Here is a 21,670-nt window from a genome sequence, read left to right as displayed (position 1 = left end):
CTAGATTGTCAGGGCCATGGCCATCCTCCACGAACTCTCCAACCTGGTGAAACGCCAGCGGGCGGAGATGGGCTTGACCCAGGAGCGCCTGGCCGAACTCGTTGGCCTGTCCCGCGCCACCATCAACCAGCTTGAGACCGGAAAGATTGCCAACCTCAGCCTAACGAATGCCGAGCAGGTGGCCAACTTGCTGGGCTACGGCTTGGGCGTCACGGGTTCGCGCAACGCTAAGGACGCGGCCAGTGCCCTGGAAACCGCCGCGCGGACGGCCAGCGTGAGCTACGCCGATCCCATCCCCGTCAAGACGCTTCGCTCGGTCCTGCTCAAAGGCGTCGTGCCGCCCGACTACATCCCTCAGCTGCGGACGCTGCTCGAGGAGGCACCGGTGGGCGTGCTCTCGTCCGTTGCGAAGCAACTGGAGAGGGAAGACGAGGTGCCCGCGAAGGTGACCTGGCAGAGGATGCGCCAGCTTGCGAGCGTGCTGGGGTGCACCCGAGGCATCTGGTCATGAAGCGGGCCGATTTCACCCGGCCAGGCGCATGGCAAGAGTTGCTCGCTCAAGCGCTGACGCTGACGGACCACCTGGCCACGATGGTCCGTAAGCCGGTGTGGAGTTTCGGTGGCGGAACGGTCCTCATGCTTCGCCTGAATCACCGGCACAGCAAGGACATCGACCTGTTCGTGCCCGATCCTCAGTACCTGGGGCATTTCTCGCCGCGCCTGACGGACGCGGCCGAAGCCTTGACGACGAACTACCAGGAGGCGGCCGAGTACATCAAGCTCCTCTTGCCCACCGGCGAGATCGACATCGTCGTGGGGACTCCGTTGACGGATGCCCCGTGGGAAGCCGTCCACTACCTCGGGCGCACCCTCCACGTGGAAACTTGCGCCGAGATCATCGCCAAGAAGATGCACCATCGCGGCCACATGGCCAAGGCGCGAGACCTCTTCGACCTGTGCGCGGTTGCGGAACTGGAGCCGGAGGCCATCGAGGTGGCGCGGCCGTTCTTCGCCGAGCACTCGCGCACCTTCCTGGAGCGCCTTCAGGACTACCGCGACCTGGCGCGCGCCGAATTCAACCGGATCGATCGTCTGGCCTACGAGCGCTCGTTCGACGATTGCATGGACCTGGCCGAACAGGTGCTCGGTCGCCGCAACTGAGGCGCGGCCCCGAGCCTCAAGCCGCCGCCGTCACCCGGATCCCCCGGATCTGCCCCGCCGCCGGCTTCTGCTCCGGACGAGGGTAGGTCTGCGGATCGAAGCGGTACAGCAGCTCCGCTTCGCGCAGGCGCGCCGCCGCCACGTTCGCCTGCTTGACCGGCCCGAAGCCGCGCATCGACAGCGGCAGCAGCGCGATCTCGGTGGCAACGCCCAGGCGCTCGGCCGAGAGCGCGGGCAGCAGGGCCTCGACGCGACTCGTGTATTCGCCGATCAGCGAGCGTTCCATGCGCCGCTCGTGCGTGTAGCCGAAGACGTCCAGCGCGGTGCCGCGCAGGCGCCGGCCGTGGGCCAGCACCTTCATCGCCGGCAACATCCAGCCGCCCAGCCGGACCTTGCGCGGGCGCTCGCCCGGCCTGGCGCGGCTGAGGATCGGCGGGGCCATGTAGAACTCCAGCGCCGGGTCGCCCTCGAACTGCTGAAGCAGGGACTTGAGGAACTCGCCGTCGGTGTAGAGGCGCGCGACCTCGTACTCGTCCTTGTAGGCCATCAGCTTGAGCAGCGACTGCGCCACGGCTCGCGTGAAGGGCAGTGACGCGTCGCAGGCCAGCGAGGCTTCGCGCGTGCGCACCCGGGCGACGAACTCGGCATAGCGGCGCGCGTAGGCGGCGCCCTGGTAGCCGGCCAGGTGCTTCATGCCGCGCGCGACGATGGCGTCGAGGGTTTCCTGCGCTGGCAGCGGCTCGGGCTGGGGCTCGCGCAGCAGCGCGGCCACGGCCTGCGGGTCGGCCGCGGCCAGGCGGCCGAGGGAGAAGGCCAGCTTGTTGTTTTCCACGCCCACGCCGTTGAGCTCGATGGCGCGCAGCAGCGCCTGCACGCCCACCGGTACTAGGCCGCGCTGCCACGCGTAGCCCAGGGCCAGGATGTTGGAGACGATGGAGTCGCCCAGGAAGGCTTCGGCCAGCGCCTGCGCGTCCAGCGTTTCCACCCGGTCCTCGCCGGCGGCGAAGCGCAGCTTCTCCAGCAGCGCCGGCACCTTGAGGCTGGCGTCGGGGTTGCGCAGGCTCTCGGCCACCGGCACCTGGTGCGTGTTGGCCAGGATGCGCGTGCGGCCGTGGCGCACGGTGGCCAGCGCTTCGGGCGAGGCGCCCACCACCAGGTCGCAGGCGAGGAGGGCGTCGGCCTGCTGCGTGTCGATGCGCACCTGGTTCAGGCGCGCGGGCTGGTCGGCCAGGCGAACGAAGCTGAGCACCGAGCCGCCCTTCTGCGCGAAGCCCATGAAGTCCAGCACGCTGGCGCTCTTGCCTTCCAGGTGCGCGGCCATGGTGATCAGCGCGCCCACCGTCACCACGCCCGTGCCGCCGACACCGGTGACCAGCAGGTCGTAGGGGGCGGTCCAGGCGTGGGGGGCGGGGTGGGGGAGGGCGTCGACCTGGCGCAGGAAGTCCGCCGATGCTCCCGCCAGCGCCCCGGCCCGCTTCTTCAGGCCGCCGCCCAGCACGCCCACGAAACTCGGGCAGAACCCCTTCGCACACGAGTAGTCCTTGTTGCAGCTGCTCTGGTCGATCTTGCGCTTGCGCCCCAGCGGCGTCTCCAGCGGCTGCACGGCGACGCAGTTGCTCTGCACGCTGCAGTCGCCGCAGCCTTCGCAAACGCGGTCGTTGATGAACACGCGCCGCGCCGGGTCGACCAGCTCGCCTTTCTTGCGGCGGCGGCGCTTCTCGGCGGCGCAGGTCTGTTCGTAGATCAGCACGGTGACGCCCGGCATCTCGCGCAGGCGGCGCTGCACGGCGTCGAGCTCGGCGCGGTCATGGAACTCGGTGCCGGCCGGGAAGCGGCTGCGGATGGCGTCGTACTTGCCGATGTCGTCGGACAGCACCACGACCTGCTTGACGCCCTCGGCCTCCACCTGCCGCGCGATGCCGTCCACGCTGATGATGCCGTCGACCGGCTGGCCGCCCGTCATGGCCACCGCGTCGTTGAACAGGATCTTGTAGGTGAGCGTCGCGCGCGCCGCGACGGCCTGGCGGATGGCGAGGTAGCCCGAGTGGTAGTAGGTGCCGTCGCCCAGGTTCTGGAACACGTGCGGAACCTTGGTGAACATGGCGTGCGAGACCCAGTCCACGCCTTCGCCGCCCATCTGGATCAGGCCCTCGGTGTCGCGGTCCATCCAGCTGGCCATGAAGTGGCAGCCGATGCCGGCCTGCGCATGCGAGCCTTCCGGCACCTTGGTGCTGGTGTTGTGCGGGCAGCCGGCGCAGAAGTAGGGCAGCCGCTTGACGCTGTCGCCCTCGTTGGACAGCAGCTCGGGCAGCGTGAAGTCGCGCACCAGGTGGCGGCGGTCCAGGTCGGGGTAGTGGGCCGCCAGCCAGTGGGCGATGAGCTCGATCAGCCGCGAGGGCCGCAGTTCGCCGAGCGATGACACGAAGGGCCCGCCCTTGGCATCGGTCTTGCCCACGATCACCGGCCGGTCCGCGTCGTTGTAGAACATGGAGCGCAGCTGCTCCTCGACGACCGGGCCCTTCTCCTCGATGACCAGCACCTCCTTGAGGCCGCGCACGAACTCGCGCATGCGCGTCGGCTCGATCGGGTAGGTCAGGCCCAGCTTGTAGATGCGCACGCCGTGCTGCGCCAGCGCCTCGGTCGAGACGTCCAGCCGCCGCAGCACCTCCATGAAGTCGTAGTGCGCCTTGCCGGCGGTGACGATGCCCACGGTGGCGTGCTCGCTCGACACGACGTGGCGGTCGATGCTGTTGATGCGCGCGAAGGCCCGCACCGCGTCCAGCTTGGCATGCAGCCGCTGCTCGATCACCAGCGAGGGCAGGTCGGGCCAGCGGTAGTGCAGCCCGCCCACCGGCGGCTGCCAGCCGGTGAGCTGGCGCACCGTGTCGCCGTCCTGCCAGGCGGCCACGCGGGCGTTGACCAGGTCCAGGTCCACCGTGGACGCGCTCTCCACCACTTCCGACAGCGCCGTGAAGCCTACCCAGTTCCCCGAGAAGCGCGACAGCTGCCAGCCGTACAGGCCGAACTCCAGGTACTCGGCCACCGAGGCCGGCGAGACGACGGGGGCGTGCCAGGACTGGAAGGCCTGGTCGCTCTGGTGCGGCATCGACGACGACACGCAGCCGTGGTCGTCGCCCGCGATCATCAGCACGCCGCCGTGCGGCGAGGCGCCGTACGCGTTGCCGTGCTTGAGCGCGTCGCCCGCGCGGTCCACGCCCGGGCCCTTGCCGTACCAGAGCGCGAACACGCCGTCGCAGGTGCGCTCGGGGTCGGCCTCGACCCGCTGCGTGCCCAGCACCGCCGTCGCGCCCAGTTCCTCGTTGATCGCGGGCAGAAAGCGCAGGCCCGCCTCCTCGAACTTCTTGCCGGCCTTCCACACCGCCTGGTCGACCATGCCCAGCGGCGAGCCGCGGTAGCCGCTGATGAAGCCTTGCGTGTGGAGGCGGGCGGCCGCATCGCGCTGGCGCTGCATCAGCATCAGGCGCACCAGCGCCTGCGTGCCGGTTAGGAAGATGGCGCCGCTGCGCGCCCACAGGCTGTCGCTGAGCTTGTAGTCGGGCCGGGCGAGCGAGTCGGTGCGCGCGGGCGTGTCGTTGCGGGGTGCGGTGGTGGTGGTCATGGCCTGTCTCCTGCCGCTGCCCTGGCTTCGTCATTCCCGCGACGGCGGGAATCCAGGGCTTGCGTCTCCTGCGGCTGCCGGTCGGAAGAGCATAGGTTTGGGAGCGAGGAAAAGGCTTCTCATTTCCTCCCGAATGGCCTTTGTAGGAGAATCCTGTTCTCCATTAAGCCAGGTTTCAGGAATGAGTGACCTCGACCGCCACGACGTGCTGCTGCTGGCCGAACTGCAGCGCGACGCCCGCCAGACCGTCCAGCAACTCGCCTCGGCGGCGGGCCTGTCCAGCACGCCCTGCTGGAAGCGCGTCAAGGAGATGGAGGCGGCCGGGATCATCCGCGGCTACACCGCGCTGGTCGACCGCGAGAAGGTCGGCCTGGCCCTGTGCGTGCTGGCGGAGGTGAACCTCACGCGGCACAACGAGGACGACGTCCGGCGGTTCGAGCAGGCCGTGGCCGCGGAGCCCAGCATCGTGAGCTGCTACGCGACGACCGGGCAGGCCGACTACGTCATCAAGGTGCTGGTGCCGGACATCAAGCGGTACGAGAGCTTCCTGCACGAGACGCTGTTCCGGCTGCCCGGGGTGACGCACGTGCGGTCGAGCGTGGTGCTCAAGGAGGTGAAGTCGGAGACGCGGCTGCCTCTGGAGGCGGCGGCCGGCCTGAAAGAGGCGACAAGGAGGTTGCGGGCCAGGTAGCTGCCGCCCTCGCTTAGCGCGACGTGGGGTTGCGCCCATGGTTGGGCTTGCCTATCGTGTAGCCCATGGGATACAATGCACCGACTCGCGTGGAGATGACGGAGCTCTATCGGGACTGGATCAACGCCCTGAAAGACCGCTCCGGTCGTGCACGCATCCAGGTCCGCGTCGACCGGTTGGCGCATGGCAACCCCGGGCTGTACCGCAGGCTGGCGGGCGGGGTGTCGGAGCTCAAGATCGACGTCGGGCCCGGGTACCGCGTGTACTACACCGAGCGCGCAGGGGTTCTGATCGTTCTTCTGGCTGGCGGAGACAAGTCTTCGCAACAGGAGGACATCGAAACAGCGATCTCGCTGGTGAGGAATCTGCAGGAGCAGTAATGGCCAAAGCCGAATCGAACGCCAAGGACACCGCCGCCGCCCGCACCCGGACGGTCGCGTACGACGTCGCCGAGCAACTTCGCACGCCGCAGGAAATGGCGGCCTACCTGGAAGCCTGGCTGCAGGAAGCGCCCGACGATGCCGCGGGCATCACGCGCGCCCTGGGCGACATCGCGCGCGCCAAGGGCATGAGCCAGGTGGCGCGGGATGCGGGCCTGAGCCGGGAGAGCCTGTACAAGGCGCTGAGCGAAACCGGCAATCCGAGCTTCGCCACCGTCCTGAAGGTGGCGCGCGCCCTGGGTGTGAAGTTCCACGCCGCCGCCGCGTGAGGCGACGCGCCGGGCACAAGCGTCAGCGCGTATACGCCTCCAGCATGTACCGCCGCACCATCCGGTGGCTGTGGAAGAACGAGCCGTTCCGGGTGATCGCCCCCCGCATCACCGCCATCCACCCCTCGGGGTTCTCGTAGTACAGCGGCAGCACGGTCTTCTCCAGCTTGTCGTACAGCGCCTTCGAGTCCAGCGCGTCGTCGTGCGGGCCGTCCTCGCCGATCGCCCAGCCGGTCAGGCCTTCCTCGCAGCCTTCCAGCCACCAGCCGTCCAGGATGCTGAGGTTGGGCACGCCGTTCAGCGCCGCCTTCATCCCGCTGGTGCCTGACGCTTCCAGCGGCCGCTGCGGCGTGTTCAGCCACAGGTCCACGCCCCCCACGAGCAGGCGTCCCGCCTCGATGCCGTAGTCGGGCACGAACACGATCGGGATGCTGTCGCCCAGCTCGCGCGCGAAGGCGTGCAGGCGCGCGATGTGGCGCTTGCCCAGTTCGTCGCGCGGGTGGGCCTTGCCGGCCAGCGCGATCTGGATCGGGTATTTCTTCGCGATCGCCTGCAGCCGCGCCATGTCGCTGAAGAGGAGCGACGGCCGCTTGTAGTCGGTCATGCGGCGGGCGAAGCCGATGGTGAAGCGGTCCGCTTCCAGCCGGCGGCCACCGGAGCGCTGCAGCAGGGCGATGAGCGCCTGCTTCGCCTCGCGGTGCGCCGCGAGAAGTTCGGCCGAGGGGATGCGGTCGGCGTGCAGCAGCAGTTCGGGCTCGTGGCACCAGTGCTGCACGTGCTGGTCGTACAGCCGGCGGTGCGCGTCCGACGCCCAGGTCCAGGGGTGGATGCCGTTGGTGATCGCATGCACCTCGTAGCCGGGGAACATGGTGCGCGAGACCTCGGCGTGGCGCTTGGCCACGCCGTTGACCCAGTTGGACAGGCGCAGCGCCAGGTGCGTCATGTTCAGGCGCTCCTTGCCGGCGAGTTCCTGCACGCCCAGGTCCTTGACCAGGGGCCCCAGGCATTCGGCCGCCAGCGGGTAGTCGAACTGGTCGTGCCCCGCGGGCACCGGCGTGTGGGTGGTGAAGACGCAGTGCGCCTGCACGCCGGCGATGGCTTCCTCGCGCGTCTCGCCCGCGGCCAGTCGCTCGCGCAGCAGCTCCAGCGTCAGCAGCGCGGCGTGGCCTTCGTTCAGGTGGTACTTCTGCACCTGCTGGCCCAGCGCGGCCAGCAGGCGCACGCCGCCGATGCCCAGCACGATCTCCTGGCAGAGGCGGTAGGTCTCGTCGCCGCCATAGAGGAACGCGGTGAGCTTGCGGTCCTCCGGGTGGTTCTCCGGCAGGTCCGTGTCCAGCAGGATCACCGGCACCGCCTTGGAGTCCTCGCAGCGGCTGCCCACCATGTGGCGCCAGCCGCCGACCCAGACCTCGCGGCCGCGGATGGTGACGCGCACCTTGGCCGGCAGGCGCTTGGCATATTTGCTGGGGTCCCAGGTGGCGTCGTGCTCGACCTGGGTGTCGCCCTCGATGCTCTGGCGGAAGTAGCCCTGGCGGCTGAGCATCGTGACGCCGACGAGGGGCAGGGCCAGGTCGGCCGCGCTGCGCATGTGGTCGCCGGCCAGCACGCCCAGGCCCCCGCTGTAGGTGCCCATGCCGGGCTCCAGCGCCATCTCCATCGAGAAGTAGGCGACCCGGGGGAGAAGAAGTTCGTTGTCCATGTGGTGTTCCTGGCGCCGGCCCGCCGCGTCGGTGCGGGCTCAATTCGCGGCGGGGGAAGGTAGCACGCAGGCGGCTCCGCCCGATCCGGCGCCCAGCTCGACAGCAGGATTTGAAGCCGCAGTGCGAGGTTCTTCCCAGCGTTGTTGCTGGGCTTGCCCCCATCGCGCGATTCCCCTATTATCGACCGACCGGTCGGTTAAACCCGGCCTTTCCCTCTCAGGAGACGGCATGTACACGCAGGCGATGGACACCATGGGCAAGGACGAGGCGGCCGGCAAGCCGTTGCGTTCGGCCGACGAGATGCGGTTGCAGGAACGCTTCGACGAGCGCATCGACGCCGGCGAATTCATCGAGCCCAAGGACTGGATGCCGGACCACTACCGCAAGACGCTGGTGCGGCAGATCAGCCAGCACGCGCATTCGGAGATCGTGGGCATGCTGCCCGAGGGCAACTGGATCACCCGCGCGCCCTCGCTCAAGCGCAAGGCCATCCTGCTGGCCAAGGTGCAGGACGAGGGCGGCCACGGCCTGTACCTGTATTCCGCCGCCGAGACCCTGGGCACCAGCCGCGACCAGATGCTGGACGCGCTGCACACCGGCAAGGCCAAGTACAGCTCCATCTTCAACTACCCCACGCTGACCTGGGCCGACGTCGGCGTGGTCGGCTGGCTGGTGGACGGCGCGGCCATCATGAACCAGGTGCCGATCTGCCGCTGCTCCTACGGGCCGTATGCGCGCGCCATGATCCGCATCTGCCGCGAGGAGAGCTTCCACCAGCGCCAGGGCTACGAGTCGCTGCTGACCATGATGGAGAAGGGCACCGACGCGCAGAAGGCCATGGTGCAGGACGCCGTCAACCGCTGGTGGTGGCCGTCCATCATGATGTTCGGCCCGCCGGACGACCAGTCGCCCAACACCGCGCAGTCGATGCGCTGGGGCATCAAGCGCGTCTCCAACGACGAGCTGCGCCAGCGCTTCGTCGACGCCGCGGTGGAGCAGGCCAAGGTGCTGGGCGTCACGCCGCCCGACCCGGACCTGAAGTGGAACGAGGAGCGCCAGCACTACGACTTCGGCGCCATCGACTGGGACGAGTTCTGGAACGTGATCCAGGGCAACGGGCCCTGCAACAAGGAACGGCTCGCGGCACGCGTGAAGGCCTGGGACGAAGGCGCCTGGGTGCGCGAAGCGGCGATGGCCTATGCGGCGAAGCAGGAACCGGTCAAGGAGGCCGCATGAGCGATCAGAACCTGAAGGCCGAGTGGCCGCTGTGGGAAGTCTTCGTCCGGTCCAAGTCGGGCCTGGACCACAAGCACTGCGGCAGCCTGCATGCCGCCGACCCGAAGATGGCCATCCAGATGGCGCGCGACGTCTACACGCGGCGCCAGGAAGGCAACAGCGTGTGGGTGGTGCGCTCCGACCACATCGTGGCCAGCGACCCCGCCGACAAGGACATGTACTTCGACCCGATGGAGGACAAGGTGTACCGGCACCCCACCTTCTACAAGCTCCCGGGCGCCGTGGACCACATGTGAGAGCCGCCATGCCCACCGCTTCCATCTCCGTCAGCCAGTCCCCGGCCGTGCAGTACCTGCTGCGCATCGGCGACACGGCCCTCATCCTCGGCCAGCGCCTGGGCGAGTGGACCGGCCACGCGCCCGTGCTGGAGGAAGACATCGCCCTGGCCAACATGGCGCTGGACCTGGTCGGCCAGTCCCGCGCGCTGCTCACCTACGCCGGCTCGCTGGAAGGCCAGGGCCTGGACGAGGACCAGCTGGCCTACCTGCGCGAGGAGCGCGAGTTCCGCAACGTGACGCTGGTGGAGCTGCCGCGCGGCGACTTCGCCGTCACGGTGCTGCGCAACACCATGCTCGCCACCTTCCTGCGCCTGCTGTGGCTGCGGCTGCGCGACTCCTCGGATCCCGAGGTCGCGGCCATCGCCGGCAAGGCCGTCAAGGAGGCGCGCTACCACCAGCAGCACTCGGCCGACTGGGTGGTGCGGCTGGCGCAGGGCACGGACGAATCGCGCCGGCGCATGGTCGCCGCCGTCGACCAGCTGTGGCGCTACTCGGCCGAGCTGTTCGCCGACGACGCGGTGGACGAGCAGGCCGCGGCCAGCGGCCTGGGCCCGCGCTGGAGCGAACTCAAGCCGCAGTGGGACGCCGACATGGCCACCGTGATGCAGCACGCCGGCCTGGAGATCCCCGCGCCCTCGAAGTTCGTCTCCGCCGGCAAGCGCGGCCAGCACAGCGAGCACATGGGCTACGTGGTGGCCGAGCTGCAGTACCTGCAGCGGGCCTATCCGGGCGGCGTGTGGTGATGGCCGCGCAGGACCGCGTCCGGCGTGCCTGGGACGTGCTGGACACCGTGCCCGACCCCGAGGTGCCGGCCCTGTCGGTGCGCGACCTGGGCATCGTGCGCGACGTCATCGACCACGGCGCCGAGCTGGAGGTGGTCCTCACGCCCACCTATTCCGGTTGCCCGGCCACCGAGGTGATCGAGCAGAGCGTGCTCGGCGCCCTGCAGGCCGAGGGCCTGGGCCCCGCGCGCGCCACGCTGCGCCGCGCACCGGCCTGGACCACCGACTGGATCAGCGACGAGGGCCGGCGCAAGCTGCGCGACTACGGCATCGCGCCGCCCGGGCCCACGCTGCCCGACGAGGGCGTGCCGATCCGCATCTTCCGCCGCGAACCCGGCATCGCCTGCCCGCACTGCGGCAGCGCCCACACCGAGAAGCTCGCGGCCTTCGGCTCCACGGCCTGCAAGGCGCTGTACCGGTGCCTCTCGTGCCGCGAGCCCTTCGAGCACTTCAAGCCGATATGAACCGATACCGTCATGCCCGCGGAGGCGGGAATCCAGTGCTTCCGCTTTCGCCGCGCTCCCCCTGGATCCCCGCCTTCGCGGGGATGACGGAGATACCACGATGAACACCCCCCTGTTCCACCCCCTCAAGGTCCGCTCCATCACCCCCGACACCGCCGAGGCGGTGGTGGTCGCCTTCGAGGTGCCGCAGGCCCTGCAGCCGGTGTTCGGCTTCACCCAGGGCCAGTACCTCACGCTGCGCAAGGAGATCGACGGCCAGGACCTGCGCCGCTCCTATTCGATCTGCGCCGGCGTGGACGACGGCGAGCTGCGCGTGGGCGTGCGCAAGGTGCGCGGCGGCGTGTTCTCCAACTGGATCAACGAGTCGCTCCAGCCCGGGGACACCATCAGCGTGATGGCGCCCCAGGGCCGCTTCTTCGTGCCGATCGAGCCCGGCGTGCAGCGCCACCACGTGGGCATCGCCGGTGGCAGCGGCATCACGCCGATCCTGTCGATCATGAAGACGGTGCTGGCCCGCGAGCCGAAGAGCCGCTTCTCCCTCATTTACGGCAACCGCAGCCTCAAGTCCACGATGTTCAAGGAGGAGATCGAGGACCTGAAGGACCGCTACATGACGCGGCTGGTGCTGCACCACGTCTTCTCCGACGAGCACACCGACGCGCCGATCAACATGGGCGTGATGAACCGCGACAAGATCGGCGAGTTCCTGCGCACCGTGGTGCCGGCCGACCGCATCGACCACGTCTTCGTCTGCGGGCCCTTCCAGATGAACGACGAGGCCGAGGCCGCGCTGCTGGGCGCCGGCGTGCCCGAGGACCGCATCCACATCGAGCGCTTCGGCGTGCCGCTGCCGGCCGCCGGGGCGGTGGGCGCGGTGATGCACCAGGCCAGCCCGGACGATGCCGAGCAGGCCAGGGTGGTCATCATCCGCGACGGACTGCAGCGCGAGATCACCTTCACCCGCGACCAGCCCAGCATCCTGGACTGCGCCTCGGCCGCCGGCATGGAAGTGCCGTTCTCCTGCACCTCCGGCGTGTGCGGCACCTGCCGCGCCAAGCTGGTCGAAGGCCAGGTGCGCATGGAGCGCAACTTCGCGCTGGACAAGAAAGAAGTGGCGGCGGGGTTCATCCTGACCTGCCAGGCGCACCCGACGACGGATCGCGTGGTGCTGTCGTTCGACGAGCGCTAGACGAGCCATGGGCCGCGGCCGCCACGCCGGATACGACGACCAGCGCGGGGCCATCCTGGCCAGCGCGGCGCGGCTGTTCGCGACCCAGGGCTACTCGGCCACCTCGATGAACCAGGTGGCCGAGGCCTGCGGCCTGTCCAAGGCGACGCTCTACCACTACTACCGCGACAAGTACGCGCTGCTGTTCTCGATCGCCGACACGCACGTGGAGCGGCTGCAGCGCATCGCCATGGAAGCCGGCGAGACCCCCGGCACGGCCGAGGACAAGCTGCGCACGCTCATCGCGCGCCTGGTCGAGGAGTACGCCGACGCGCAGGACGAGCACTGGGTGCTGACCAGCGAGGTGCGCTTCCTGGAGGCGGCCGACCGCCGCCGCATCCTCGACCGCGAGCGTGAGGTGGTCGCGGCCTTCGCCAGGAGCGTGTCCGTGCTGCGCCCGGACCTGGACGAGGCCGCGCTGTCCAAGCCGCTGACGATGCTGCTGTTCGGCATGGTCAACTGGATGTTCACCTGGATGAAGCCGGACGGTGCGCTGGACCACGGGGCCATGGCGCCCCTCGTCACCGACCTCTTCCTCGGCGGCCTCCAGGCCGTGCGCGACCCGCGCCACCACCCGACAACGATCAAGGAGACCTCCCCATGACCACCCCCATCCTCCAGAGCTACATCGCCGGCCGCTGGGTCGGCCGCGAGGCCGCGCAGGCGCTGCGCAGCGCCGTCAACGGCAAGCCGGTGGCCAGCACGCATGCCGACAAGCTGGACTTCGCCGAGGCGGTGCAGCACGCCCGCAAGGTCGGCGTGCCCAACCTCCTCAAGCTGGACTTCCAGGCGCGCGCCGAACGCCTGAAGGCCCTGGCCAAGTTCCTGTCCGAGCGCAAGGAGGAGCTGTACGCCGTTTCCGCCCACACCGGCGCGACGCGCACCGACAGCTGGATCGACATCGAGGGCGGCAGCGGCACGCTGTTCGCGTACGCGGGCGTGGGCGCCAACGAGCTGCCTTCGGGCAACCTGGTGCACGAAGGCCCGGCGATCCCGCTGGGCAAGAAGGGCGGCTTCGCGGGCACCCACATCCTGGTGCCGCGCGGCGGCCTGGCGGTGCACATCAACGCCTTCAACTTCCCGGTGTGGGGCCTGCTGGAGAAGTTCGCGCCCAGCTTCCTGGCCGGCGTGCCCTGCATCGGCAAGCCCGCCACCTCCACCAGCTACCTCACCGAGAAGGCGGTGCGGCTGATGGTGGAGTCCGGCCTGCTGCCCGAAGGCAGCCTGCAGCTGGTGATCGGCTCCACCGGCGACCTGCTCGAGCGGCTGGACGGGGCCGACGTGGTCACCTTCACCGGCTCGGCCGACACCGCGGCGAAGCTGCGTGTTCACCCCAACCTGGTGAAGCACTCGGTCCCGTTCAACGCCGAGGCCGATTCGCTGAACATGGCGGTGCTGGCGCCCGACGTCACGCCCGACGACGAGGAGTTCGACCTGTTCGTCAAGGAAGTCGTGCGCGAGATGACGGTCAAGGCCGGACAGAAGTGCACGGCGATCCGCCGCGCCATCGTGCCGCGCCGGCACGTGGACGAGGTCGCCAGGCGGCTGCGCGCCCGGCTGGCCAAGGTGGTGGTCGGCGATCCGTCCCTTGAGGAAGTTCGCATGGGCGCGCTCGCCTCCACGGACCAGCGCGTCGACGTGGCCGAGCGTGTCAAGGCTCTGATGAAGAACGCCGAGCTGGTCTTCGGCGAGAAGGATGGTTTCTCGCCGCGCGGCGACGGCGTGGCTGAGGGCGCCTTCTTCTCGCCCACGCTGCTGCTGGCGAAGAACCCCGCCGGCGACGACAGCGTGCACGACATCGAGGCGTTCGGCCCGGTCAGCACGCTGATGGCGTACGAGGACCTGGACGAGGCGCTGGTGCTGGCCGCCAAGGGCAAGGGCAGCCTGGTCGGCACGCTGGTCACCAAGGACCCGGCGGTGGCGGCGCGCTTCGTGCCGGCGGCGGCCGCCACGCATGGCCGCATCCTGGTGCTGGACCGCGAGGCCGCGGCCGAGTCCACCGGGCACGGCTCGCCGCTGCCGGTGCTCAAGCACGGCGGCCCGGGCCGCGCCGGCGGGGGCGAGGAGCTGGGCGGCGTGCGCGCCGTCAAGCACTATCTGCAGCGCGCCGCCGTGCAGGGCTCGCCCACCATGCTGTCGGCCGTGACTGGCGAGCACGTGCGCGGCGCGAAGGTGCGCGAGAGCGAGGTCCATCCGTTCCGCCGGCACTTCGAGGACCTGCAGATCGGCGATTCGCTGCTGACGCACCGCCGCACCGTCACCGAGGCCGACATCGTGGCCTTCGGCGGCCTGTCGGGCGACTACTTCTACATGCATTTCGACGAGCTGGCGGCCAGGGAAAGCCCGTTCGGCAAGCGCATCGCGCACGGCTACTTCGTGCTGTCGGCGGCGGCCGGGCTGTTCGTCTCGCCCGCGCCGGGGCCGGTGCTGGCCAACTACGGGCTGGACACGCTGCGCTTCGTCAAGCCCGTGGGCATCGGCGACACCATCCAGGCCCGGCTGACGGCCAAGCGCAAGATCGACAAGCGCAAGAAGGACGCCAAGGGAGTGGGGCAGGGCGTGGTGGCCTGGGACGTGGAAGTGACCAACCAGGACGGGGAGCTGGTGGCGAGCTACGACATCCTGACGCTGGTGGCGAAGAAGAACTAGCCGTCGTCCCCGCGCAGGCGGGGACCCAGGGCTTCCTCTTCAGCCTTCACGAAAGGCGCAAGCCCTGGATTCCCGCCTCCGCGGGGATGACGGGCTTCCCTGCAGGTAAGCTCCCCCCCGTGCATTCCCTCGACGACCTCCGCCACCGCCTGCGCGCCGCCGGCGCCGGGCCGGCGCACGAGCGCCGCGTGCTGCGCCTGTGGTCGCACGGCCGGCCGCAGGACGACGGCCCGCGCGCGATCGAGACCTTCCTGCCGCAGTCGCTGCGCGACGAGCTGCCGGCGATCACGGCCGACTTCGACGCCCTGGCCACCCTGGTCTCGCAGCACCCGGGCGAAGACGGCTCGGTGCGCCTGCTGGTGCGCCTGGCCGACGGCCAGACCTGCGAGAGCGTGCTGCTGCCGCGCGGCGGCCTGTGCGTGTCGTCCCAGGTGGGCTGCGCGGTCGGTTGCCGCTTCTGCATGACCGGCCGCGAAGGCCTGCTGCGCCAGATCGGCAGCGCCGAGATCGTGGCCCAGGTGGCGCTGGCCCGACGGCTGCGCGCCGTGCGCAAGGTGGTCTTCATGGGCATGGGCGAGCCGGCCCACAACCTGGCCCACGTCATGGACGCGATCGACTTCCTGGGCACGGTGGGCAACATCGGCCACAAGTCGCTGGTGTTCTCCACCGTGGGCGACGAGCGCGTCTTCGAACGCCTGCCGCGCGGTCCGGTGAAGCCGGCGCTGGCCCTGTCGCTGCACACCACCCGCGACGACCTGCGCGCCGAGCTGCTGCCGCGCGCGCCGCGCATCACGCCGGCCGACCTGGTCGAGGCGGGAGACCGCTACGCGCGCGAGACGGGCTACCCGCTGCAGGTGCAGTGGACGCTGCTGGACGGCGTGAACGACACGGCCGAGGAAGTGGACGGCATCGTGCGGCTGCTGAAAGGTCGCTTCGCCGTCCTGAACATGATCCCGTACAACACCGTCGAAGGCCTGCCCTACCGGCGCCCGGCGTGGGAGAGGGCCGCGGAACTCGCGCGCCAGCTGCACCGCCGCGGCGTGCTGACCAAGCTGCGCCGCTCGGCGGGGCAGGACGTGGACGGCGGGTGCGGCCAGCTGCGGGCCCGCGGCAAGGTCGAAGGCGCCGTGCCGCGCTACGTGCCCATCGTGCCGGCCGCGGTCCCGGCGCCGCCGGCCTAGCACGTCCGGGACCTCGGACGCGAGCCATTGCGTCCTTCGTTCTGCGGGGCAGTGGCCGAACAATGGCCCGATGCACAACGAAGCAGGAACGGATGACCTCCGGTGGCTGGCCAGCGAGGCCCGGTTCCAGCGCCTGCTGGACTCCAACATCATCGGCATCGGCCTGACCCACGCGGGCGGGCAGGTGCTCCAGGCCAACGACGAGTACCTGCGCCTGCTCGGGCACACGCACGGGGAGCTCGAGGCGGGGCAGGTCTGGTGGTCGCGGCTGACGCCCCCCGAGTACCTGCCGCTCGACCGCGACGCCATCGCGCAGGCCGACCGGCGCGGCGCCTGCGCCCCCTACGAGAAGGAATACCGGCGGCACATCGACGCCGTGCGCGTGCCGGTCCAGATCGCCTTCACGACGCTGCTGGACCAGCCCGAGCACTACATCGCCTACGTCATCGACCTCACCGCGCGCAAGCGGGTCGAGGAGGCGCTGCGCCAGTCCAACCAGCGCAAGGACGAATTCCTGGCCACGCTGAGCCACGAGCTGCGCAACCCGCTCGCGCCCATGGCCAATGCGCTCCACATCCTGAGGAAGACCTGCCCCGCGGGCGACGACCCGGTGGTGCAGGGGGCGCTGCAGATCATGGACCGGCAGGTGCGGCACATGAGCCGCCTGGTCGACGACCTGCTGGACATGGCCCGCATCACCAGCGGGAAGGTGGAGCTGCGGCTGGAGGCGCTGGAACTCGGCCCCATCGTGCTGGGCGCCCTCCAGGCCACCCGTCCGCTGATGGACAGGCGCGCCCACCGGGTCGACGTCGACCTGGGGGCGCCGATCCGGCTGAAAGCCGATGGCGTGCGCGTCGAGCAGATGCTCACCAACCTCCTGAGCAACGCCGGCAAGTACACGCAGGAGGGGGGCCTCATCACGGTCCGGGTCCACCGCGCCGGCGGCCAGGCGGTGATCCGCGTCGCCGACAACGGCATCGGCATCGCGCCGGAGATGCTGCCGCTCATCTTCGAGCCGTTCGCCCAGGCCGACAGCGCGCGCGGCTACGCGGAAGGCGGCCTCGGCATCGGGCTGGCGCTGGTGCGGCGGTTCGCGCAGATGCACGGCGGCAGCATCGCCGTGCACAGCGCGGGCCGTGGCGCCGGCAGCCAGTTCACGCTGACGCTCCCGGCCTTGCCCGAAGACGCCGGCTGACGGAGCGTCGGCTCCTAGTCGGGTGCCCGCCCGAACAGCTCGTGCAGCAGCGCCCGCAGCCACTGCTGGGCCGGGTCGCGCGCGGTGCTCGCATGCCACACCAGGCGCACGTCGTAGTGCGGCGCGAAGGGCAGCGTCCACGTCTGCACGTCCGGCAGGCTGGCCGCGTACATGGCGGGCACGATGGCCAGCAGGTCGGACGTGGTCACCAGCTCGGGCAGCGCGCCGAAGTGCCGGGCCCGCAGCACGATGCGGTCGGCCAGCTTCAGCCCCACCAGCATCTCCTCCACGCTGCTGTGGAAGGTGGCGGTCGGCGAGGCCAGCGCCAGCGAAGCGCCCGCCAGCTGGGCCTGGGTCAGCGACTTGCCGGTGCGGCCGGACGGCGGCTTCCAGCCGCGGCAGGTGATGGCCACGTACTGCTCGCGGAACAGCAGCTCCGCATGCACGCCGCGCTGGCGCGGCTGCAGGATGCCCACGGCGCAATCGATCTCTCGCGCCTCCAGGGCGCCGGCCACCGCCGGCGCCGCCACCGAGATGTTGGAGACGCGCGTGTGCGGCGCCCGCTGGCGCAGCGCGGCCGTCAGGCGCGGCAGGAACAGCATCTCGCCCAGGTCGGACAGCGACAGCCGCCAGGTGGTGCTGCTGTGCTCGGGATCGAACTCCTCCACGCCGGTCACCACCGCTTCCAGCGAGAGCAGGTGCGCGACCACGGCCGGCGCCAGCTGCGCGCACAGGCGCGTGTGCTGCAGCCCGGCCGGTGAGCGCACGAAGAGTTCGTCGCCGAAGAACTCGCGCAGCCGCCCCAGCGCGTTGCTGGTGGCCGACTGCGAGAGGGACAGGGCGCGGGCCGCCGCCGTCACCGAGCCGGCGCGGTGGATCGCGGCGAGCACGCGCAGCAGGTTGAGGTCGAGCTGGCGAAAATTCATGCCTTCGTTTTCAGGGTTGCCCCTGATCATCGATGCGGTGAATGTATCCCATCGACACAATCCATTCGCCAAATGCACGGGCGCTGCGTAGATTCGGGCGCGACAGCCCCCCGCCTCCAGTTCCATCCGTTCCTGCCATGGCCGAAAGATCCTTTGCCGCCGAAGTCCGCAAGCTGCGCCTGGGCGCGGGCGAGGAGTTCCATGGCGAAGGCATCCTGGCGGTGACCAAGGCGCTGCTGCAGTCCGGCGTCTCCTACGTCGCCGGCTACCAGGGCGCGCCCATCTCGCACCTGATGGACGTGCTCACCGATGCCAACGACATCCTGCGGGAGCTGGGTGTCCGCTTCGAACACAGCGCGTCGGAGGCCACCGCGGCCGCCACGCTGGCCGCCTCGGTCAACTACCCGCTGCGCGGCGCCGTGACCTTCAAGTCCACGGTGGGCACCAACGTCGCCTCGGACGCCCTGGCCAACCTGGCCTCCGGCGGCGTGACCGGCGGGGCGCTGATCATCGTCGGCGAGGACTACGGCGAGGGCTCCAGCATCATGCAGGAGCGCTCGCACGCCTTCGCGATGAAGTCCCAGGTCTGGCTGCTGGACCCGCGGCCCAACCTGCCCAGCATCGTGCAGGCGGTGGAGCAGGGCTTCGAGCTGTCCGAGGCCAGCCGCACGCCGGTGATGCTGGAGCTGCGCATCCGCGCCTGCCACGTGCACGGCCGCTTCACCTGCAAGGACAACCGGCGCGCCGACTTCACGCTCAAGGACGCGATGGAGCAGCCGCGCCGCGACACCGAGCGCATCGCGCTGCCGCCGGCGACCTACCTGCACGAGCAGGAGAAGATCGCCCAGCGCTGGCCCGCCGCAGTGCGCTTCATCCAGGAACGCGGCCTCAACGAGTTCTTCGCCGAGGATGCGCAGGACTTCGGCATCGTGCTGCAGGGCGGCATGTACAACGGCGTGCTGCGCGCGCTGGAGCTGCTGGGCCTGGCCGACGCCTTCGGCCGCTCGCGCGTGCCGCTCTACGTCCTGAACGTCACCTACCCCCTGGTCGATGCGGAGTTCACGCGCTTTTGCGCGGGCAAGCGCGGGCTGCTGGTGGTCGAGGAAGGCCAGCCGGATTTCATCGAGCAGGCGGTGCACGCCATCCTGCGCCGCGCCGACGTGCAGACGCGCCTGCACGGCAAGGACGTGTTGCCCATGGCCGGCGAGTACACCGGCGGGGTGCTGGTCAAGGGCATCGCCTCCTTCGTGCGCCAGTACGCGCCGGCGCTGCTGGAAGGGCAGGCCCTGCCCGCGGCCGCGCGGCCTGCGCCGGAGCCGGCGCGCATGGAAGGCAACCCCAAGGCCATCGCCATCCGCGACGCGGCGGCCCAGGTGCACGGGCGGCCGCCCTCCTTTTGCACCGGCTGCCCCGAGCGGCCGATCTTCACCGCCATCAAGCTGGTGGAGCGCGAACTCGGCCACCACCACGTGAGCTGCGACATCGGCTGCCACCTGTTCTCCATCCTGCCGCCTTTCAACATCGGCGCCACCACCATGGGCTACGGCCTGGGCTGGGCGGGCGCCTCGGCGTTCAACACGCCGGAGACCGGCAAGCGCACGCTGTCCATCATGGGCGACGGGGGCTTCTGGCACAACGGCCTGACCAGCGGCGTGGGCAACGCGGTGTTCAACCAGAGCGACAACGTGCTGGTCGTCATCGACAACGGCTACTCGGCGGCCACCGGCGGGCAGGACGTGCTGTCGTCCAAGGCCGCCAACCCGATCCGCGACACCAACCACCCGATCGAGAAGGCGGTGCGAGGCGTGGGCGTGGAGTGGGTGCGCACGGTGGACCACACCTACAGCCTGTCGAAGATGCGCGATGCGCTGCGCGAGGCGCTGACCACGCCGGTCAAGGGCCCCAAGGTGATCGTCGCCTCCAGCGAGTGCATGCTGAACAAGCAGCGCCGCGTCAAGCCGCTGGTGCGCAAGGCCATCGGCGAAGGCAAGCGCGTGGTGCGCGAGCGCTTCGGCGTCGACCCCGACACCTGCACCGGCGACCATTCCTGCATCCGGCTCTCGGGCTGCCCCTCGCTCACCGTCCGCCCCAACCCCGATCCGCTGCGCACCGATCCGGTGGCGACGGTGGTGGACAGCTGCGTGGGCTGCGGCCTGTGCGGCGAGGCGGCCCATGCCGCCGTGCTCTGCCCGTCGTTCTACCGGGCCGAGATCGTGAACAACCCGACCCGCTGGGACCGCCTGCGGCAACGCGTGGAAGCGGCCGTGATCGGCTGGTTCCAGGCCCGCATCGACCGGCGCCTGGAGGGCCTGGCGGCATGAGCTCGCAACGCGCCATCACCATCGCGCTGCTCGCCATGGGCGGGGAGGGCGGCGGCGTTCTCTCCGACTGGCTGGTGGACCTGGCCGAGTGCAACGGCTGGCTGGCGCAGGCCACCTCCGTGCCCGGCGTGGCGCAGCGCACCGGCGCCACGGTGTACTACCTGGAGCTCTTCCCGGCCGGCGCGGTGCCCGAGGGCCTTCACCCCGTGCTGGCGCTCGCACCGGTGCCGGGCGAGCTGGACGTGGTGATCGCCTCCGAGCTGATGGAGGCCGGCCGCGCGCTGCAGCGCGGGCTGGTGACGGCGGACCGCACGACCTTCGTGGTATCCACCCACCGCGTGTTCTCCATGACCGAGCGCACCGCCATGGGCGACGGCCGGGTCGACGCCGACAAGCTGGTCGAGGGCGCGCGCGCCGCGGCCGCGCGCCTGGTCGCGGCCGATTTCGCCACCCTGGCCGAGCAGGCCGGCGGCCCGATCGCGCCGGTGCTGTTCGGCGCGCTGGCCGCATCCGGCGCACTGCCCTTCACGCGCGCGCAGTTCGAGGAGTCGATCCGCCGCGGCGGCGTGGGCGTGAACGCCAGCCTCAAGGCCTTCTCGGCGGGCTACGACGCGTCGATGGCCCCCCCGGCGGCGCAGGCGGTTGCCGCCCCCGCGGACGTGCCGCTGGGCCCGCGCCTGGCCGCGCTGGCCGATCGCATCGCACGCGAATTTCCCCCCGCCGCCCACGCCACGCTGCGCCACGGGGTGCTGCGGCTGGCCGACTACCAGGACATCGCCTACGCGGCCGAGTACCTCGACCGCCTGCAGCCGCTGCGCGAGACCGGCGAGGTGCTGGCCGAGACGGCGCGCCACCTCGCGCTGTGGATGAGCTACGAAGATGCGATCCGCGTGGCCGACCTCAAGACCCGCCGCACGCGCTTCGACCGCGTGGCCGGCGAGGTGCGGCTGACTCCCGGCCAGGTGCTGGCGATCAACGAGTTCATGCACCCGCGCGTGGAGGAGATCGCCGACATCCTGCCGGCCGCGATGGGCCGCTGGCTGCTGCGCAGCCGCGCCGCCCGCTCGGCCCTCGGCCCCTTCACGCGCGAGGGCCGGGTGGTGCGCACCAGTTCGCTGGGCGGCTTCCTGCAGCTCTACGCCATCGCCTCGCTGCGCGGCACGCGCCGCCGCTCGCTGCGCTTCGCCGTCGAGCACGGCCGCATCGACGCCTGGCTGGCGCAGGTGCGGCGGCTGGCCGCCACCCAGCCGGCGCTGGCGCTTGAGGTCGCGCGCGCCCAGCGCCTGGTCAAGGGCTATGGCGACACCCACGCGCGCGGCTGGCGCAACTTCGAGCGGATCATGGCCACGCTGCCCCGGCTGGAGTCGCGCACCGATGGCGGCGACCACCTGCGCCAGCTGGCCGGGGCCGCACTGGCCGACGAGAGCGGCCAGGCCCTGGACCGCATGCTCGCGTCGGCCTGATTGACCG

The 21,670-nt window shown here is 70.5% G+C and carries 19 protein-coding genes; 16 read left to right on the top strand and 3 right to left on the bottom strand.

The features are described 5' to 3' along the window. Positions 1-16: 16 nt before the first annotated feature. Together ASG30_RS20845 and ASG30_RS20840 are read left to right on the top strand one after the other, a co-directional pair. A complete protein-coding gene (locus ASG30_RS20845) occupies positions 17-511 on the top strand; it encodes a helix-turn-helix transcriptional regulator (protein WP_055901630.1) in 495 nt (164 codons plus the stop codon). Beyond that, a complete protein-coding gene (locus ASG30_RS20840) occupies positions 508-1,161 on the top strand; it encodes a nucleotidyl transferase AbiEii/AbiGii toxin family protein (protein WP_055901628.1) in 654 nt (217 codons plus the stop codon). Before ASG30_RS20845 ends, ASG30_RS20840 begins: the two co-directional genes overlap by 4 nt. Before the next feature lie 16 nt (positions 1,162-1,177). On the opposite strand, the gene ASG30_RS20835 is transcribed toward ASG30_RS20840, so the two are convergent. Continuing rightward, the gene (locus ASG30_RS20835) at positions 1,178-4,780 is read right to left on the bottom strand and encodes an indolepyruvate ferredoxin oxidoreductase family protein (protein ID WP_055901625.1); all 3,603 of its coding nucleotides are present in this window, start codon (positions 4,778-4,780) and stop codon (positions 1,178-1,180) included. A 181-nt stretch (positions 4,781-4,961) separates the two neighbouring features. Here ASG30_RS20835 and ASG30_RS20830 point away from each other — a divergent pair, with 181 nt between their 5' ends. The 3 genes from ASG30_RS20830 to ASG30_RS20820 all read left to right on the top strand — a co-directional run bounded on the left by ASG30_RS20830 (position 4,962) and on the right by ASG30_RS20820 (position 6,180). After that, entirely contained in the window at positions 4,962-5,471 is a 510-nt protein-coding gene (locus ASG30_RS20830; RefSeq protein WP_055901622.1) for an Lrp/AsnC family transcriptional regulator, read from the top strand. A 95-nt stretch (positions 5,472-5,566) separates the two neighbouring features. Then, positions 5,567-5,851 carry a type II toxin-antitoxin system RelE/ParE family toxin gene (locus tag ASG30_RS20825; RefSeq protein ID WP_235579863.1) on the top strand — a complete coding sequence of 95 codons (285 nt, stop codon included), beginning with the start codon at positions 5,567-5,569 and terminating at the stop codon, positions 5,849-5,851. Beyond that, complete coding sequence (locus tag ASG30_RS20820) at positions 5,851-6,180, top strand: addiction module antidote protein (protein ID WP_055901617.1); 330 nt, start codon at positions 5,851-5,853, stop codon at positions 6,178-6,180. Before ASG30_RS20825 ends, ASG30_RS20820 begins: the two co-directional genes overlap by 1 nt. 22 nt (positions 6,181-6,202) lie before the next feature. Here the strand turns inward: ASG30_RS20820 and glgP are convergent, their stop codons facing one another. Next, positions 6,203-7,879 carry an alpha-glucan family phosphorylase gene (gene glgP / locus ASG30_RS20815; protein WP_055901615.1) on the bottom strand — a complete coding sequence of 559 codons (1,677 nt, stop codon included), beginning with the start codon at positions 7,877-7,879 and terminating at the stop codon, positions 6,203-6,205. 229 nt (positions 7,880-8,108) lie between these two features. On the opposite strand from glgP, the gene paaA reads away from it, so the two are divergent. The 9 genes from paaA to ASG30_RS20770 all read left to right on the top strand — a co-directional run bounded on the left by paaA (position 8,109) and on the right by ASG30_RS20770 (position 16,953). Then, positions 8,109-9,116, top strand: coding sequence for a 1,2-phenylacetyl-CoA epoxidase subunit PaaA (gene paaA, locus ASG30_RS20810; protein ID WP_055901613.1), 1,008 nt, complete (start codon positions 8,109-8,111; stop codon positions 9,114-9,116). After that, positions 9,113-9,412 (top strand): 1,2-phenylacetyl-CoA epoxidase subunit PaaB, encoded by a 300-nt coding sequence (gene paaB / locus ASG30_RS20805; RefSeq protein WP_055901610.1) that lies wholly within the window; start codon positions 9,113-9,115, stop codon positions 9,410-9,412. Before paaA ends, paaB begins: the two co-directional genes overlap by 4 nt. Before the next feature lie 8 nt (positions 9,413-9,420). After that, entirely contained in the window at positions 9,421-10,197 is a 777-nt protein-coding gene (paaC, locus tag ASG30_RS20800) for a 1,2-phenylacetyl-CoA epoxidase subunit PaaC (RefSeq protein WP_055901607.1), read from the top strand. Further along, positions 10,197-10,700 (top strand): 1,2-phenylacetyl-CoA epoxidase subunit PaaD, encoded by a 504-nt coding sequence (paaD, locus tag ASG30_RS20795; protein ID WP_055901604.1) that lies wholly within the window; start codon positions 10,197-10,199, stop codon positions 10,698-10,700. Before paaC ends, paaD begins: the two co-directional genes overlap by 1 nt. Before the next feature lie 100 nt (positions 10,701-10,800). Next, on the top strand, positions 10,801-11,889 hold the full coding sequence (gene paaE, locus ASG30_RS20790; protein WP_055901599.1) for a 1,2-phenylacetyl-CoA epoxidase subunit PaaE: 1,089 nt from the start codon (positions 10,801-10,803) through the stop codon (positions 11,887-11,889). Positions 11,890-11,896: 7 nt separating this feature from the next. After that, positions 11,897-12,532, top strand: coding sequence for a TetR/AcrR family transcriptional regulator (locus ASG30_RS20785; RefSeq protein ID WP_055901596.1), 636 nt, complete (start codon positions 11,897-11,899; stop codon positions 12,530-12,532). After that, positions 12,529-14,577: a phenylacetic acid degradation bifunctional protein PaaZ gene (paaZ, locus tag ASG30_RS20780; protein ID WP_055901592.1), complete on the top strand. Its 2,049-nt coding sequence runs from the start codon at positions 12,529-12,531 to the stop codon at positions 14,575-14,577. Before ASG30_RS20785 ends, paaZ begins: the two co-directional genes overlap by 4 nt. 119 nt (positions 14,578-14,696) lie before the next feature. Continuing rightward, the gene (locus ASG30_RS20775; RefSeq protein ID WP_442965697.1) at positions 14,697-15,758 is read left to right on the top strand and encodes an RNA methyltransferase; all 1,062 of its coding nucleotides are present in this window, start codon (positions 14,697-14,699) and stop codon (positions 15,756-15,758) included. Between the two features lie 70 nt (positions 15,759-15,828). Continuing rightward, positions 15,829-16,953 (top strand): PAS domain-containing sensor histidine kinase, encoded by a 1,125-nt coding sequence (locus ASG30_RS20770; protein ID WP_055901586.1) that lies wholly within the window; start codon positions 15,829-15,831, stop codon positions 16,951-16,953. 14 nt (positions 16,954-16,967) lie between these two features. Here ASG30_RS20770 and ASG30_RS20765 read toward each other — a convergent pair whose 3' ends face one another. Then, complete coding sequence (locus ASG30_RS20765; protein ID WP_055901583.1) at positions 16,968-17,879, bottom strand: LysR family transcriptional regulator; 912 nt, start codon at positions 17,877-17,879, stop codon at positions 16,968-16,970. A 137-nt stretch (positions 17,880-18,016) separates the two neighbouring features. On the opposite strand from ASG30_RS20765, the gene ASG30_RS20760 reads away from it, so the two are divergent. Together ASG30_RS20760 and ASG30_RS20755 are read left to right on the top strand one after the other, a co-directional pair. Further along, positions 18,017-20,200, top strand: coding sequence for a thiamine pyrophosphate-dependent enzyme (locus tag ASG30_RS20760; protein WP_055901580.1), 2,184 nt, complete (start codon positions 18,017-18,019; stop codon positions 20,198-20,200). Beyond that, positions 20,197-21,663, top strand: a complete 1,467-nt coding sequence (locus tag ASG30_RS20755) for an indolepyruvate oxidoreductase subunit beta family protein (protein ID WP_055901577.1) — start codon at positions 20,197-20,199, stop codon at positions 21,661-21,663. Before ASG30_RS20760 ends, ASG30_RS20755 begins: the two co-directional genes overlap by 4 nt. Positions 21,664-21,670 lie beyond the last annotated feature (7 nt).

This window comes from Ramlibacter sp. Leaf400 (genome assembly GCF_001424545.1).
Classification (GTDB): domain Bacteria; phylum Pseudomonadota; class Gammaproteobacteria; order Burkholderiales; family Burkholderiaceae_C; genus Ramlibacter.
Note: the sequence above shows the minus strand (reverse complement) of the source record. Positions and strands in the feature narration are given on the sequence as shown.

What these genes read in the sequence shown, in the direction of transcription:
- ASG30_RS20845 (WP_055901630.1), top strand. Translation starts at nt 17, where the DNA reads ATGGCCATCCTCCACGAACTCTCCAACCTGGTGAAACGCCAGCGGGCG.
- ASG30_RS20840 (WP_055901628.1), top strand. Translation starts at nt 508, where the DNA reads ATGAAGCGGGCCGATTTCACCCGGCCAGGCGCATGGCAAGAGTTGCTC.
- ASG30_RS20835 (WP_055901625.1), bottom strand. Translation starts at nt 4,780, where the DNA reads ATGACCACCACCACCGCACCCCGCAACGACACGCCCGCGCGCACCGAC.
- ASG30_RS20830 (WP_055901622.1), top strand. Translation starts at nt 4,962, where the DNA reads ATGAGTGACCTCGACCGCCACGACGTGCTGCTGCTGGCCGAACTGCAG.
- ASG30_RS20825 (WP_235579863.1), top strand. Translation starts at nt 5,567, where the DNA reads ATGACGGAGCTCTATCGGGACTGGATCAACGCCCTGAAAGACCGCTCC.
- ASG30_RS20820 (WP_055901617.1), top strand. Translation starts at nt 5,851, where the DNA reads ATGGCCAAAGCCGAATCGAACGCCAAGGACACCGCCGCCGCCCGCACC.
- glgP (WP_055901615.1), bottom strand. Translation starts at nt 7,879, where the DNA reads ATGGACAACGAACTTCTTCTCCCCCGGGTCGCCTACTTCTCGATGGAG.
- paaA (WP_055901613.1), top strand. Translation starts at nt 8,109, where the DNA reads ATGTACACGCAGGCGATGGACACCATGGGCAAGGACGAGGCGGCCGGC.
- paaB (WP_055901610.1), top strand. Translation starts at nt 9,113, where the DNA reads ATGAGCGATCAGAACCTGAAGGCCGAGTGGCCGCTGTGGGAAGTCTTC.
- paaC (WP_055901607.1), top strand. Translation starts at nt 9,421, where the DNA reads ATGCCCACCGCTTCCATCTCCGTCAGCCAGTCCCCGGCCGTGCAGTAC.
- paaD (WP_055901604.1), top strand. Translation starts at nt 10,197, where the DNA reads ATGGCCGCGCAGGACCGCGTCCGGCGTGCCTGGGACGTGCTGGACACC.
- paaE (WP_055901599.1), top strand. Translation starts at nt 10,801, where the DNA reads ATGAACACCCCCCTGTTCCACCCCCTCAAGGTCCGCTCCATCACCCCC.
- ASG30_RS20785 (WP_055901596.1), top strand. Translation starts at nt 11,897, where the DNA reads ATGGGCCGCGGCCGCCACGCCGGATACGACGACCAGCGCGGGGCCATC.
- paaZ (WP_055901592.1), top strand. Translation starts at nt 12,529, where the DNA reads ATGACCACCCCCATCCTCCAGAGCTACATCGCCGGCCGCTGGGTCGGC.
- ASG30_RS20770 (WP_055901586.1), top strand. Translation starts at nt 15,829, where the DNA reads ATGCACAACGAAGCAGGAACGGATGACCTCCGGTGGCTGGCCAGCGAG.
- ASG30_RS20765 (WP_055901583.1), bottom strand. Translation starts at nt 17,879, where the DNA reads ATGAATTTTCGCCAGCTCGACCTCAACCTGCTGCGCGTGCTCGCCGCG.
- ASG30_RS20760 (WP_055901580.1), top strand. Translation starts at nt 18,017, where the DNA reads ATGGCCGAAAGATCCTTTGCCGCCGAAGTCCGCAAGCTGCGCCTGGGC.
- ASG30_RS20755 (WP_055901577.1), top strand. Translation starts at nt 20,197, where the DNA reads ATGAGCTCGCAACGCGCCATCACCATCGCGCTGCTCGCCATGGGCGGG.